Consider the following 14,555-nt stretch of genomic DNA (forward strand, 5'->3'; position numbering starts at 1 on the left):
GTCGCGGCGCAAATCGGCCCGGGGGTCGGCCTCGCCTCAGAACTGCAGATTGTAGCGCAGGCCAGCGCCCATATCGTCGGGCGCGGTGGCGATGTTGCCGGGCTGGCGGCGCCAGAAGAGATTGGTTTCCAGCCAGCCGTCGCCCACGCGGATGCCGGCATTCGCCTCCGCATCCGTCTCGCGGCCCCGGGGTGCGAGCGCCACGAACCGGCTGTCATAGCCGATCGCGCCCGTTTCATAATCATAGCTGGTCGGAACGATCAGCCCCAGGCCGCCGCCCGTCACCCGCGTCGGCAAGGCGAAGCGGAAGCCCAGCCGCGTCGTCCGCGCCTCGCGCACAAGGCCGAGGGAGGCCGCCATGCTGCGCAGGTCGGCCGAGGCGAGCACGCCTCCGGTGTGCCCCTGCGTCCACGCCTGTCGCACGCTGCCATTGGCGGACCAGCCCGCGCCCAGATCCAGCCGCGCGTCGAAATCGATGAAGCGCGTCGTCGCCCCGCCGGAGCCCAGCGCCGGCGAAAGGCGTGCGCCCAGCAATGTCCGGGCCTCGCGCAAGGTGCCAAGATAGGCGTTCATCACGAGCCGGCCGACTTTCCGGCCGATGCCGACGCGGATCTGCGAATAGGAAGGCTCGAGCGTATCCGCCGGCAAAGCGCGTGCCATGCGGCCCTGTTCGGCCTCCATGTGGAAATCCAGGCCGCCGTCCGATCGGCGCATCGCCAGCGCGAATTGCGGGCGCCGGGCCATGTCCGTCGCCATGGCGGCCGATCGGGCGGAGAGAAAGCTGCCCTGTCCGGCGCTGTCCTCCAGCCGGCTCGCCAGCGACGCCGCGCCCTCGCCAAAGGCCATGCCGGTGACGAAGCTGGCCGAAAAGCGGCTGACGATCGTGCCGGAGCTTGGCCGTGCGCGCTCCTCGTTTCCGGCCATGCCTCGCTGCGCGAAGCCTTCCCACGGCGCATCGGAGAATCGGCTCGCCATCGTGGTGGAAACGGAGATCGGACCCAGCGACGTGTTGCGGGTCAGGAAGTCGCTGCGCAATCCCTCGCGCAGGGGCCGTCCGCCGCCGGTGCGGATCGTGCGGGTGGCGAGCCCCATCTCGAACGCGCGGCCATAGCTGTCGAGGATGATCGCGCTGCCGAGTGAGGAACTGCTGAAGTTCGCATCGCCCATCGCGGAAGACAGCACCGTCGTCTCGGTCGTCGAAACCGGCACGGCGCTGCCGGCCAGGCTGGTCGTGCCGATCGGCTGGAAGGCCTTCGTCAGGTTCAGCAGGCCGCGTCCATAGACGTCGTCGGTGCCGGTGGCGCCGGCGTCGGTGGCGCTGCGATAGAGGATGTCCACGATCTGGGCCGGCGTCAGCGTCGGGAAGGCCTGTTCAAGCAGGGCGACTGCGGCGGCGATGGCCGGCGCGGAGAAACTGGTGCCCGAATAGAGATAATCCTCGCCATTCTGGTTGAACGAGCGGACCCGCTCCCCCAGCGCGGTGAGATAATATTGGCCGAAGCTGCCGGCGCGATCGGAGAAGGTGGAAATGGTGCCGCTGGCATCATGCGATCCGGCGATGATGACGAGCCCGTTCGCGGCGCTTGAAGAGGCCACCTGCGCGAAGGCGTCGGGGCTGGAGGTGCCGTCATTGCCGGCGGAGATCACGACGATGATGCCCGCCGCCGTGGCGCGCTGGATCGCCTGGCTCAGCTGGCCGTTGGCCGCCGATCCGCCCAGCGAGAGATTGATGACCTTCGCGCCGTTGGCGCGCGCATAGTCCACCGCGCTGGCCAGCGTCGAATCGGCGAACTTGCAGCCGTCGGTGGTGCCGCACGTGCCGGCCGTATCCGTGCGGAGCGCCATGATGGACGAGCCCCAGGCGATTCCCTGAATATCCGTCCCGTTGCGCGCGGCGGCGATGATCGCGCTGATCGCGGTGCCGTGCCCGTCCGGATCGGCGACGGTCGTATTGCTGCCGAAGGCGCGGCTCGTGCTGGTGATGCGCCCGGTGAATTCGGTGCCCACCGCCGCGATCCCGGTATCCACCACGGCCACGGTGACGCCCTCGCCATTCACCCCGGCATTATAGGCTGTGACGGCGTTGATCGCGGTCGCCGCGTTCGAGATCTGATACTGGCTGTCATTGTAGTTGGCGGGCGGTGCGCTCGCCGCCGCCGTGGGATTGATGACGGTCGATGTCGGCGTGGTGGTCGTCGGGGTCGTGGTGGTGGGGGTGGTCGTCGTCGTGCTGGTCGGCGTCGGGGTGGAATTGACGGTGCCGCCGCCCCCGCCGCAGCCCGCCAGCAATGCGAACGGCGCCGTCGCCAGACATGCGCGTGCCCTGATCCCCCTGCCGATCATTCGATTCCTCTACGCCTCGTTTACCATAAGGAAGCGCGGTCATATTGCCTGAATATTGCGAGAGGGTTAGCAGCGAAGCTCCCATGCTGCCCGCACTCGCCCATATCGAAAACTGGATCTTCGATCTCGATAACACGCTGTATCCGGCGTCATGCGATCTGTTCGGGCTGATCGACCAGCGCATGACGGACTATGTCGCGCGAACGGCCGGGATCGATCGCGATGCCGCCTACCAACTTCAGAAGCGCCTGTTTCGCGAACATGGCACCACGCTTTCGGGCCTGATGACGCTCCACGATGTCGATCCGCATCATTTCCTGGCGGATGTGCATGCGATCGAGATGGACGTGCTGGCCGAGGATCGACGGCTAATCGATGCGCTGGCCGCACTTCCCGGCCGCAAGCTGATCTTCACCAATGGCGATGCACCTTATGCGCGCCGCGTGCTGGAACGGATCGGCCTGTCCGAGACGTTCGAGGCGATCCACGACATCCACGCCTGCGCCTATCAGCCGAAGCCCAGCGCCCACAGCTATGCCTCGATGATCGAATCATTCGGCATCGATCCCCGGCGCGCGCTGTTCGCCGACGATATGGCGCGCAATCTGAAGCCCGCCCACGATCATGGCATCACCACCCTCTGGATCGACAATGGATCGGAACAGGTGGGTGATCTGGGCGCGGGCGACTGGATCCACTATCGGACTGCCGACCTGGGCGCCTGGCTCGCCGAAATACTGAAGGACTGACAAGCATGAGCACGGAACTGGCCGCGGCCATCGATGCCGCGTGGGAGGCGCGCGACACCCTTTCTTTCGCCACCAAGGGCGAAGTGCGCGATGCGGTGGAAACCGCGCTGGCCGGTCTGGATTCGGGCAGCTTCCGCGTCGCGGAGAAGGGCGATGGCGGCTGGACCGTGCACCAGTGGCTGAAGAAGGCGGTGCTTCTGTCGTTCCGGCTGAACGACAATGCCGTGGTCGAGGCGCCGAATGGCGGCCCGGCCTTCGACAAGGTGCCGCTGAAGTGGGCGGGCTGGGGCGAGAATCGCTTCCGCGAGGCCGGCTTCCGCGCCGTGCCGGGCGCCGTGGCGCGTGCCGGCTCGTTCGTGGGCAAGGGCTGCGTGCTCATGCCCAGCTTCGTGAATATCGGCGCCTATGTGGGTGAAGGCACGATGGTGGATACCTGGACGACGGTTGGCTCCTGCGCGCAGATCGGAAAGAACGTCCACCTGTCCGGCGGCGTGGGCATTGGTGGCGTGCTGGAGCCGCTGCAGGCGGATCCCGTCATCATCGAGGATAATTGCTTCATCGGCGCGCGCAGCGAAGTGGCCGAAGGGGTGATCGTGGAGGAGGGCGCCGTCCTCTCGATGGGCGTCTATCTGGGGGCGTCGACCAAAATCGTGGATCGCGCGACGGGCGAGATCATGATCGGCCGTGTGCCGGCCTATTCGGTCGTCGTGCCGGGCACGCTGCCGGGCAAGGATGGCGGCCCCGGCCTTTACTGCGCGGTGATCGTCAAGCGCGTGGATGCGCAGACCCGTTCGAAGACCGGCATTAACGAACTTCTGCGGGACTGAACGGATACGATGGGGTGGCGCACGGCTTCGGGTGCCACCCCGTTCAGGCCGGTGGGAGGCCTCGCGCTGCGCGATCCGCCCGAAGTCGGGGCTTCCGGCCCGATCTGCGCATGGTTTGCGGCAAAGCGAGCATGACAGGCGCCCAAATCGATCAAACCGTGTGACATTCTCGGTCTGGGTTACCGGTTACCCTTGACCGTCCCCGCCTGAAATCGGAAAGGGAAATGCCCCCGCCAAGCCCTTCCCGATAGCCAAGGTTTGCCGATGCCGATCGAGATCAAGATGCCCGCTCTCTCTCCGACGATGGAGGAGGGCACCCTTGCCAAATGGCTGGTCAAGGAGGGCGACACGGTCTCCTCCGGCGATATCCTCGCTGAAATCGAAACCGACAAGGCGACGATGGAGTTCGAGACGATCGACGAAGGCACTGTCGTTCAGTTGCTTGTGCCCGAGGGCTCGGATGGCGTGAAGGTCGGCGCGGTCATCGCGATCATCGCCGCCGAGGGCGAGGATGCGTCCGCGCCCGTCGCGAAGGCGGCCGCCCCGGCCCCGAAGGCCGATCCGGTGCCCGCCAAGGCGGAAGCCGCGCCCGCGCCCAAGGCGGATGCGCCGGCAGCCAAGGCCGCTGTTGCCCCTGCCGACGGCGGAAGCCGCGTAAAAGCGAGCCCGCTCGCCCGGCGCCTTGCGGAACAGCAGGGTGTGGATCTCGGCGCCGTCAGCGGTTCCGGCCCGAACGGGCGGATCGTGAAGGCCGATCTGGAAGGCAAGGCCGGCGCGCCGGCAGCCAAGGTCGCCCCCACTGTCGCTGCGCCAGCCGCCGCGCCCGCTCCGGCGCCCGCCATCGCTCCCGAAGGCGTCCCGGCCGAGGTGTCGAAGCTTTCGAACATGCGCAAGACGATCGCGCGCCGCCTCACCGAATCGAAGCAGCAGGTTCCGCACATCTACCTGACGGTGGATATCAATCTGGATGCGCTGCTGAAGCTGCGTGAGCAGCTGAATGCCGGCCTCGCCTCGCGCGGCATCAAGCTTTCGGTCAACGATCTGCTGATCAAGGCGCAGGCCGTGGCGCTGATGGAAGTGCCTGCCTGCAACGTGATGTTCGGCGGCGACACGCTCACCTCGTTCAAGCGCGCCGATATTTCGGTGGCCGTCTCGATCCCGAATGGCCTGATCACGCCGATCATCGCCGGGGCGGACATCAAGCCCGTCTCCGTGATCGCGACCGAGATGAAGGATCTTGCCGAGCGCGCCCGCGACGGCAAGCTGCAGCCGCACGAATATCAGGGCGGCACGGCCAGCCTCTCCAACATGGGCATGTTCGGCATCAAGCAGTTCGAAGCCGTCATCAATCCGCCGCAGGCGATGATCCTGGCGATCGGCGCGGGCGAGAAGCGGCCCTATGTGGTGAATGACGCGCTCCAGATCGCGACGATCATGAGCGCCACCGGCAGCTTCGATCATCGCGCGATCGACGGGGCGGACGGCGCCAAGTTCATGGCGGCGTTCAAGCGTCTGGTGGAAGCGCCGCTGGGCATGCTGGCTTGAACGATACCGCATCGGATCAGCCGCCGTCGGGATCGCCCGCCGTCCGGGTGGTCGCGATGCCGGCCGACACCAATCCCTATGGCGATATCTTCGGCGGCTGGCTGCTGAGCCAGATGGACTCGGCCGCCGGCACCGTCGCCGCGCTTTACAGCCGGGGCCGGGCCGTCACGATCGCGGTGGACGGGATGACCTTCCATCGGCCGGTGAAGGTGGGGGACGTGGTGTCGGTCTATGCGGACGTGATCGCGACCGGGCGCACGTCGATGAAGATCGACGTTTCCGCCTGGGCCCACAAGCGGGCTTCCGAAGAAACCTATCGCGTGACCCACGCCGTCTTCACGTTCGTCGCGATCGACGACGAGGGCAAGTCGCGACCCCTGGACGCGGCGTGATCGTCGCCATCTCTATCCCCAATATCTCTCCCCGCTGCGGTGAGGGGCTCAGTGGAGCTTTCCATGGCTGATACTTTCGATGTGATCGTGCTCGGTTCGGGCCCCGGCGGATATGTCGCCGCGATTCGCGCGGCCCAGCTCGGCCTCAAGACCGCGATCGTGGAGCGCGAACTGCTCGGCGGCATCTGCCTCAACTGGGGCTGCATCCCCACCAAGGCGCTGCTGCGCTCGGCCGAAATCTATCACTATATGCAGCATGCCAAGGATTATGGCCTTGCCGCCGAGAAGATCACGGCGGATCTGGAAGCGGTGGTGAAGCGCTCGCGCGGTGTCGCCAAGCAGCTGAATCAGGGCGTCACGCACCTGATGAAGAAGAACAAGATCACCGTCTTCATGGGCCTCGGCACGCTGACAGGCAAGGGCAAGCTCTCGGTGAAGGCGGATGACGGCAAGGTGACCGAGCTCGCCGCCAAGAACATCATCGTCGCGACCGGCGCGCGCGCGCGCGACCTGCCCTTCGCCAAGGCGGACGGCAAGCGCATCTGGACCTATCGCACGGCGATGACCCCGCCCGAGATGCCGACCAAGCTGCTCGTGATCGGTTCCGGCGCGATCGGCGTGGAATTCGCCAGCTTCTACAATGATATGGGCGCCAAGGTGACGATCGTCGAGATGCTCGACCGGATCGTGCCCGTCGAGGACAAGGACGTCTCCACCCATCTCGAAAAGCAGTTCAAGAAGCAGGGCATGACGATCCTGACCGCGACCGGTGTCGAGAAGATCGAGACGACCGCGACCGGCATCAAGGCCTCGATCAAGGGCAAGGACGGCAAGGTCACCGTCGAGGATTTCAGCCATGTGATCGTGGCCGTCGGCATCGCGCCCAATACCGAGAATGTCGGGCTGGAAGCGCTGGGCGTGAAGATGGAGCGCGGCCACATCGTGACCGATGCGATGTGCAAAACCAACGTCGAGGGGCTTTATGCGATCGGCGATGTCACCGCGCCGCCCTTCCTCGCGCACAAGGCGAGCCATGAGGGTGTGATCGCGGCGGAGGCGATTGCGGGCAAGCATCCGCATACGATGGACGTGAAGAATATTCCGGGCTGCACCTATTGCCACCCGCAGGTCGCGTCGGTGGGCCTTACCGAGGCGAAGGCCAAGGAAGCGGGCTATGAGGTAAAGGTCGGCAACTTCCCCTTCATCGGCAATGGCAAGGCGATCGCGCTCGGCGAGCCGGAAGGCTTCGTGAAGACGGTGTTCGATGCCAAGACCGGCGAGCTTCTGGGCGCGCACATGATCGGTGCGGAAGTGACCGAGATGATCCAGGGCTATACGATCGGCAAGACGCTGGAGACGACCGAGGCCGAGCTGATGGAAACGGTCTTCCCGCATCCCACGATCAGCGAGACGATGCACGAGGCCGTGCTCGCGGCCTATGGCCGTCAGCTGCACATGTAAGAAAGCGCGGATCGGAAAAACGGGGGAAGGCCGGGGCCTTTCCTGAGGCCCGGGCTTGTTCCCGGAGCCGCTTTTCCGCAAGATCCGCCATCGCTGCTCCCGCCGCCCGGTGGACCCCGGAACCAGTCCGGGGTGACAAGGCGGTGGGAACGGGTGGCCCGCATGCCGACAGCGACCGAAGCAACTTCGCCCCGAGGGGCCGGGGACCGATCCCGTTCGTGGGTCCTCCTCGCCGTCGCCCTCCTCCTCTGCATCGTCACCCTTGTCGCGCGTTGGCCTGGCGTCGCTATGTACGACACCATCTCCCAATATGAGCAGGCGACCAGCGGCGATTTCTTCGATTGGCACCCGCCGATCATGGCGCGCACCTGGGCGCTGCTGATCCGCGTCTGGCCGGGAACGCAGCCTTTCCTTCTGCTTCAGGCGATTTTCTGGTGGGGCGGGCTGGGGCTACTCGCCGCGGCGCTGGCGCGCATGGGCAAGGCCCGCGCGGGCTGGGCCGTGCTCGCGATCGGCCTGCTCCCCTTGTTCGTCGGGTGGGATACGGTGGTGCTGAAGGATGCCCAGCTCGCCTCCTGCCTCGTCGCGGCGACGGGGCTCGCGGCCCATTTCCGCCTTGCCGGCCGTGCCCTGCCGGGCCGGGCAGTGGCCGTGATCGCGCTCCTCCTCGTCTATGCGACGCTCGTGCGCGGCAATGCCGTCTTCGCCACGGTGCCGCTGGTATTGGCGCTCGCGGGATGGCTCGGCGTGCGCGTCTGGTGGAAGCGTGGCATCCTGCTGCTGGCTCTCATGCTCGCCGTGATCGTGGCGAGCCCGCCGATCAACCATCGCCTGCTTGGCGCCTCCTCCTCGAAGGTGGAGCGCGCCTTGCCGCTCTATGACGTCGCCGGCATCGCGCATCATGCCGGGCTGGCGGAGGTGCCGGGCACCAGCCGGCCGGCATGGGCGGAAGGCGAACGGAAGCGCTGCTACACGCCCTATTTCTGGAATCCCTACGGGATGCCCAGCCAGTGCGCGCCACTGGGCGATGAGATCGCCTTCGATGCGGACAGCGGCGGGCCGATCATGCGCCTCTGGATCGTCATGATCGTGCATCATCCCGTGGCCTGGGCCGAGCATCGGCTGCGTCACTTCAATTCCAACATCCGCTTTCTCGTCGGGCATAATGAGAGCGATGCCGCGCCGCCCGCCGCATCGGAGAAGAATGATTTCGGCCTCGGCGGGCCGCCGGGATTCCTCGGCAGGGGGCTGATCGCCGCGGCATGGCTCCAGTCGGAAACGCCGCTGGGCTGGCCCTTCGCATGGCTGGCACTCGCGCTGGTGACGCTATGGGCCGCGCGGGATGGCCGCTCGCCGGCGGCCGCGCTAGGCGTCGCGCTCGCTTTCTCGGCGGTGGTGATGAGCGCGAGCTACGCGGTCGTCAGCATCGCCAGCGATCTGCGCTATCATCTCTGGTCGATGGTCGCGGCCGCGCTCGCGCTGGTGCTGCTCGCCACCGCCGATGCGCTGGACAGGCGCCGCCTGCGGATCGGCCTCGGTGTCGTCGCGTTCGTCTGCGTCATCGGCATCGTCGCCCGACTCGTCCTCCCGCCCGAGCCTTACCCCTATCCGGTCGATGGCCGCCTGTCGGGGGCCGCGTGAAGCAGGATCCTCGCGCGACATTCACATCAGCGACCGGCCTCGATCCTCGCCAGATTCTCTGGCTGGTGATCGGCATCGCCTTTCTCCTTCGCCTGCCGCTCATCTTCCTCGAGCTTTTTCACCATCCGGACGAGGCCTGGCAGTATCTGGAGCCGGCGCATGGGCTGGTCACCGGCTGGAAGGTGGTGCCGTGGGAATATCGTGCCGGAATCCGGACCTGGTTGATACCGGCGTTTCTGGCTGGCCCGATGGCGGCGGGGAAGCTGCTCTGGCCGGATACGATCCATTATCTGATTCCGGTCCGGCTGACGCTCGCCCTGGTGTCGCTCGGGATTGTGGCAGTCGGCACGGCATTGGCGCTGCGCATTACGCGCTGGCATGGGTTGATCGCCGGCCTGATGCTCGCGACCGCGTTCGATCTCGTCTATTTTTCCGCGCGAGCCCTTTCCGATAGCATCGCGCCGGCCCTGTTCCTGCCTGCTCTCTGGCTGATGTCGGGAAAGTGGGAAAAGGACGGATGGCGGTTTCTTGCGGGTGGTTTCCTGCTCGGGCTTGTATTCGCGATCCGGTTTCAGCTCGCGCCGGTGCTGGGCCTCACCGCGGTGATAGCCTGTCGTGGAGATAAGCGACGCTGGCTGCATGTGATTGCCGGCGGCGTTTTCGCGCTGATGATCGATGGTCTTGTCGATCTTGTGCAGGGGGAGATGCCGCTTCGCTGGATCATCGAGAATTTCCGGATCAACCTGATCCAGAACAAGAGCGCCTTCTACGGGACAGAACCACCCTTATGGTATGTGGCCAATCAGATCCGGGTCTGGGGGTGGTCGATCATCCCCATTCTGTGCCTGGCGCTGGCGGGCGGGCGCCGAATGCCCTCCGTCGCCCTGATCGCGATCGTCAACATGATCGTGCACGCTGCTATCCCGCATAAGGAATATCGGTTCGTCTTCCTGTCGATCACGTTGATGTGGCTTTTGGCGGGTGTCGGCGCGGCCGATCTGGCCGCGATGCTCGTGTCCCGCTGGCCGCGTGCGCGCCGCTGGCTGCCGCTTGCCGGTGTTACCTCGGCGTTATTGGTGGCGGGTGGCGTGGCGGCTGCTCCCGGCAAGGCCGTGTGGTCGAGTTCGAGGCGCGTGATCGCGCTGATGCGCGGCGCGCATGACGTGCCCGGCATATGCGGTCTCGCCTTCCTCCAGCCGTCCAACGCGCTCAAGGCAGCCTATGTCTATTATGATCGTGCCACGCCCATCTACGTGTTCGATCAGCCTGATTCCCACGCTGATGTTCGGCGGCTGGGCTCGGCCTTCAACGCTGTCGTCACCTCTCCCGATCGGGCCGCCCTGCTGGGCCCCGGATATCGGCAGGCGAAATGTTTCGTCGGCCGCCATGCGCGGCGGGAACGCAATCTCAGCCTTCTGCCCGAACATTGCCTTTATGTGCGACAGGGGAGTTGCGGCGCGCCGCTGCCACCAGAATATGGGATCAACGCGGCACTGATCCGGAGCGGCGAATAAACGGGCTATCGATCGGGCGTTCGCCGCGCCCAAACCTGATCGACATCATTGTGCTTGCCCTTGTGCGCACCTGTGAAGACGAGCCGATAATCGCGCGCCAGGGCATCGCGCAGGATGGTCTGGACGTGCACATTAATCTCCGAATCGCTGTTCAGCCGATCCACGATCACGGTTGGCCGCGATGCCAGGATCCGCCGAATCTCGGCTTCGGGGTCGACTCCGATCGCCCCGGCTTCCCGCGCCAGGCTCAGATGGAAGGGGAAGGGCCAGCGGGTCGGCATGCAGGCGTTCGACAGGTGATAATAAATGGGCTCGCCATAGAAGATATAGAGACAGCCGCCGTCGAGGTGGCTGGCGATGGCCTGCTCCATCCGGGCGGCGAAGGCGGTGTCGCCGCGCTTGTCGAGATATTTGCGATAATCGATCCGGCCGAAGATCAGCAGGAAGGCGAGTGTCAGTGCCGCCAGTACCGGCCCCGCCAGACGTGTGCGGATCGAGAAGGTGGCGGCGGCGATCACGGCCAGCGGCGGCAGCAGGGGCAGCGCATAATGCTCGAAATAGGTGCCGAACGCCGCGAAGCCGCCTACCGCCGCGACGCACCAGCCGGCCAGGAAAAGGTAGGCCGCCTTGTCCGCGGCGGATCGCCGCCATGGCGCATCTTTCCGCAACAGCCACTCGCCGATGATGATCGTGAGCAGCAGCGGCGCGATCCGAACGGCGATCTTGCCGAGATTCTTGAGCGGCTTGACCGTATCGGCATCGCTGCGCGCGAAGATCGAGCCGACATTCGCATAGAAGAATGCCTGGCGCTGGCCGATGCCGGCATAAGTGAGCCACGCGATCAGGCTGGGCGCCAGCGCCGTCCCGATCCAGATCGCGGCATCGCCTGCCAGCGCCGCCGGGCGCGTGCCGGCGCGCCGGGAAAGCCAGAGCAGGATCAGCCCGAAATAGATGCCTTCGAACACCGCCGTCGGCTTCAACTGGATCGCGAGGCCCATCAGCAGCATCGCGATCATGCCGCGCCAACGAATCGCGCTGGAGGACACGCCCTGGCCCCCGGCCGGGCTGGCGAGGCCGAGCAGGATGAGCGCGGAGAGCGCCACCGGCAGATTGTAGAAGATCGGCGTCTGCCCGCCACGCCCGCCCAGAAGCGCTGCGGCCGCGACATAGACGAGGCCGGCGGTAAGGGCGGCCAGCGGATGCGCGATCCGGCGGGCGATCAGCGCGATCGCAACGGCCGTGGCCGTCGCGAAGAGCGCCGCCACGATCTGATACTGGAGGATGCCATCGCCCCCCAGCAGCCGGATCGCCGCATAGAGCAGGAACAGGCCCGGAGGTTTGCGATCCCATATGTCGACATAGGGAATGGCGCCGTGCAGCATCCTGTCGCCGACGAGGAGGTAGAATTCCTCGTCCACGTCGATCAGCGGATAGCCGAGCGCGGGCACCCGTAGCGCGAAGGCGGCGGCCGCCAGAAAGGCGAGGCCGATCCGCCACTGCTGCGGGCTCCATCCGTCGGATGGCGTCACGGATGGGCGACCGGCCGAAGCCGGCGGGCTCACGCCCGGCGCCAGGTTACGAAGGAAGAGGCCGCGTAATTCCAGACCGCGCCCACGGCGGCGCCGGCAAGCCCGCCGACCCACCAGATGCGGCGCTCGTCATACACCATCTCGCTGATGCCGACCTGCGCGATGGCGCCGATTCCGCAGATGAGCGTGAACGTCGCCAGCCCGCGCAGCCAGGCCAGCCCGCGCAGCCGCCGGTCATTGTAGGTCAGCCAGTTGTTGATCGCGAAATTGAACAGGATGGAAAGCGCCACGGCGGCGGTCTGCGCGCTGCGGAAGCTGAAGCCGGCCGCGTTGAGCAGCACATCCAGCGCGAAGAGATTCACGACCAGCCCGACCGCGCCCACCGCGAGGAACAGGATCATGCGTGCCGGCACGCGGCCATGCGTGATCTTGTCGACCAGCAGCAGCAGATATTCCAGCGCGACCATCGAATCGAGCTTGCTGGCGCCCGCCTGCCGTGGCCGGAACGTGTAGGGCACCTCGGCCACGGCCAGCGGCCGTGGCGAGGAGGCGAGCAGATCGAGCAGGATCTTGAAGCCCACGCCCGACATGCTGGGCACGGCCGCGAGCACGGCATCGCGGCGGACCACGAAGAAGCCTGACATCGGATCGGAAACGCGGGTCTTGGTGACGATCGCGGCGAGCCGGGTGGCGAATTCGCTCTTGCGGACGCGCGAGGCTTCCCAGTCGCCGGTGGAGCCGCCGCCGGCATAGCGGGTGCCGACGGCCACATCGGCGCCGGCGAGCACGGCATCGTGCAGGCGGGGCAGGATGGCCTCGTCATGCTGCATGTCCGCATCGATCGAGGCGACGACGGGTGCGGTGGTCGCCATCATGCCTTCCACGATCGCGGTCGAAAGGCCGCGCCGGCCATGGCGACGGATCAGGCGGACATCGCGGCGGAAGAGCGCGATCGCCTCGATCGCCTCGGGCGTGCCGTCGGTCGAACCGTCGTCGACGAAGATGGCCTCCCATTCGCGTCCGGCCAGCGCGCGATCGAGCGCCGCCAGAAGCGGGCTGACATTGTCGCGCTCGTTGAGCGTGGGGATGATGACGGCCAATGCCAGCGGCCGGGTCTCGGCGTCGACATAAGGACGAGCGGGGAGGCGGATCGGTGCGTTCATGGCCGACATTTCCATGTGCCCATTTGCTTAACAATTACCGAATACGCACTTACGTAGCGCTGATGTTACACCAATGATGCATAGGTCCGCGACGGGACGACCTGATCCAGCGATGGCTGGCGAGGCATGTCAGCGGACGTTCGCCACGTTGTAGCGAAACAATTCCTCCTGCGAGAGGCAGCGCCGAGTCGACGAATCGCCTCCGGCGCCGGCGACGGCCTTCTGGCGATACATCACTTCCGTCAGCAGCTTGCGCGATACGCCCATGCGGATGAGGAAGTCATTGTCCTCGCTGGCGAGCAACGCGGATCCCTGCTCGACATCGCCGATCACGGAGACGGCTTCCTTGTAGCCGCGCTGCGCCTCCGCCGCGATCACGCCCCCGTCCGACGTGAAGGTGAACATGTGGACGATGAAGAGGCCCCCCGGCTCCACTGCGCGGATCGGGCCGCCCATGAAGAGGAAGTTGCACGCCGAGAAGCAGGCCCAGCCGGCGGGGATCCGCGTGGGTATGCCCGCCTTGCGCACCACGAGACCGGCCTTGTTGCCGGCCTCGGCATCGCCGCCGGGCGATCGGATGACGATCTCGTCTATCTGTTTCGTCTTCGCGAGCGCGGCTTCCAGCCGCGCGGGCATGCCCGCATCGATCCGCCCTTCGGCGAACAGAATCGTCCGCCCGTCCTTCTTCAACGGCGTAAACGTCATGGAGGGCACGGCCGACCAGTCCGGATTCAGCGGGCAGGTGGGGTTGCGGGGATCCATCTGGCCTTCGGCCCGGGCGGCCGTGGCCAGCAGCATGAGCAGGCCGGCGGCCGCGCGAATCATGCCTGCGCGATCGAATAGCCGGAGGCCCCCGGCGCGCGGCACATCTTCTTCGGCACCGTCGTCTCCTCGCCGTTGACGATGATGACATCGGTCACCTGCACGCAGCTGGTGCCGTCGGCCTGTTCGGCGCGCGCGGTGAGGGTCGATTTGCCGGAAACGCCTTCACGGCTGTCGCTCTTCCATTCGGATGTGGACCCGATCTCTCCGCCGCGCACCACCGTCTGCGTTGCGGTTGCGGCCTGCTGCTGTTCTTTCTGGTCCAGCTGGCAGGCGATCGCGTCACTCAGGATGCCGGCCACTTCCGGAATGGGCACGAACTGAGCGATCCCGGTGCCGCCGAGCGCGCGATTGGTGGCGTTGCCGAACATCTTGCCCATCATCGAGGCGCCCTTGCCGGCGCTCTTGCCGTTGCGCTCGCATTTCGTGGAGCTGGACGATGATGAGGAGCCCGAGGGCGCGATCGAACGAAGGAAGGAGCCGAACTGGGCCGCAGCCGGATCAACCGTGACAATTGCCGCCAAAGCGAAAGCCAAACAAAGCGATCTCACGAGTCCCCGCGCCCCTGT

General features: G+C 66.3%; 12 protein-coding genes. 7 read left to right on the forward strand and 5 right to left on the reverse strand.

The window, feature by feature from the left end; translation table 11 throughout:
- Positions 1 to 36: 36 nt before the first annotated feature.
- Positions 37 to 2,343 (reverse strand): S8 family peptidase, encoded by a 2,307-nt coding sequence (locus tag DI605_RS17170; protein ID WP_293976323.1) that lies wholly within the window; start codon positions 2,341 to 2,343, stop codon positions 37 to 39.
- Between the two features lie 83 nt (positions 2,344 to 2,426).
- Between DI605_RS17170 and DI605_RS17175 the strand changes: the two genes are divergently transcribed.
- The 7 genes from DI605_RS17175 (at position 2,427) to DI605_RS17205 (ending at position 10,472) form a co-directional block, all read left to right on the forward strand.
- The gene (locus DI605_RS17175) at positions 2,427 to 3,092 is read left to right on the forward strand and encodes a pyrimidine 5'-nucleotidase (RefSeq protein ID WP_293976324.1); all 666 of its coding nucleotides are present in this window, start codon (positions 2,427 to 2,429) and stop codon (positions 3,090 to 3,092) included.
- 5 nt (positions 3,093 to 3,097) lie between these two features.
- Positions 3,098 to 3,919 (forward strand): 2,3,4,5-tetrahydropyridine-2,6-dicarboxylate N-succinyltransferase, encoded by an 822-nt coding sequence (gene dapD / locus DI605_RS17180; protein ID WP_293976325.1) that lies wholly within the window; start codon positions 3,098 to 3,100, stop codon positions 3,917 to 3,919.
- 264 nt (positions 3,920 to 4,183) lie between these two features.
- Positions 4,184 to 5,464: a pyruvate dehydrogenase complex dihydrolipoamide acetyltransferase gene (locus DI605_RS17185; RefSeq protein WP_293976326.1), complete on the forward strand. Its 1,281-nt coding sequence runs from the start codon at positions 4,184 to 4,186 to the stop codon at positions 5,462 to 5,464.
- 56 nt (positions 5,465 to 5,520) lie between these two features.
- Positions 5,521 to 5,856 carry an acyl-CoA thioesterase gene (locus DI605_RS17190; protein WP_293976467.1) on the forward strand — a complete coding sequence of 112 codons (336 nt, stop codon included), beginning with the start codon at positions 5,521 to 5,523 and terminating at the stop codon, positions 5,854 to 5,856.
- Between the two features lie 63 nt (positions 5,857 to 5,919).
- A complete protein-coding gene (gene lpdA / locus DI605_RS17195) occupies positions 5,920 to 7,317 on the forward strand; it encodes a dihydrolipoyl dehydrogenase (RefSeq protein ID WP_293976327.1) in 1,398 nt (465 codons plus the stop codon).
- A 288-nt stretch (positions 7,318 to 7,605) separates the two neighbouring features.
- Positions 7,606 to 8,958 carry a hypothetical protein gene (locus DI605_RS17200; RefSeq protein ID WP_293976328.1) on the forward strand — a complete coding sequence of 451 codons (1,353 nt, stop codon included), beginning with the start codon at positions 7,606 to 7,608 and terminating at the stop codon, positions 8,956 to 8,958.
- On the forward strand, positions 8,955 to 10,472 hold the full coding sequence (locus tag DI605_RS17205) for a hypothetical protein (RefSeq protein ID WP_293976329.1): 1,518 nt from the start codon (positions 8,955 to 8,957) through the stop codon (positions 10,470 to 10,472). Before DI605_RS17200 ends, DI605_RS17205 begins: the two co-directional genes overlap by 4 nt.
- 5 nt (positions 10,473 to 10,477) lie before the next feature.
- Here the strand turns inward: DI605_RS17205 and DI605_RS17210 are convergent, their stop codons facing one another.
- From DI605_RS17210 to DI605_RS17225, 4 genes are all read right to left on the reverse strand, one after another.
- Positions 10,478 to 12,034 carry a hypothetical protein gene (locus DI605_RS17210; protein ID WP_293976330.1) on the reverse strand — a complete coding sequence of 519 codons (1,557 nt, stop codon included), beginning with the start codon at positions 12,032 to 12,034 and terminating at the stop codon, positions 10,478 to 10,480.
- Positions 12,031 to 13,164 carry a glycosyltransferase family 2 protein gene (locus DI605_RS17215; RefSeq protein WP_293976331.1) on the reverse strand — a complete coding sequence of 378 codons (1,134 nt, stop codon included), beginning with the start codon at positions 13,162 to 13,164 and terminating at the stop codon, positions 12,031 to 12,033. Before DI605_RS17215 ends, DI605_RS17210 begins: the two co-directional genes overlap by 4 nt.
- Before the next feature lie 129 nt (positions 13,165 to 13,293).
- Positions 13,294 to 13,989 (reverse strand): hypothetical protein, encoded by a 696-nt coding sequence (locus DI605_RS17220; RefSeq protein ID WP_293976332.1) that lies wholly within the window; start codon positions 13,987 to 13,989, stop codon positions 13,294 to 13,296.
- Positions 13,986 to 14,510: a hypothetical protein gene (locus DI605_RS17225; RefSeq protein ID WP_293976333.1), complete on the reverse strand. Its 525-nt coding sequence runs from the start codon at positions 14,508 to 14,510 to the stop codon at positions 13,986 to 13,988. Before DI605_RS17225 ends, DI605_RS17220 begins: the two co-directional genes overlap by 4 nt.
- Positions 14,511 to 14,555 lie beyond the last annotated feature (45 nt).

This window comes from Sphingomonas sp., assembly GCF_003248515.1.
Taxonomy (GTDB): Bacteria; Pseudomonadota; Alphaproteobacteria; order Sphingomonadales; family Sphingomonadaceae; genus Sphingomonas_I.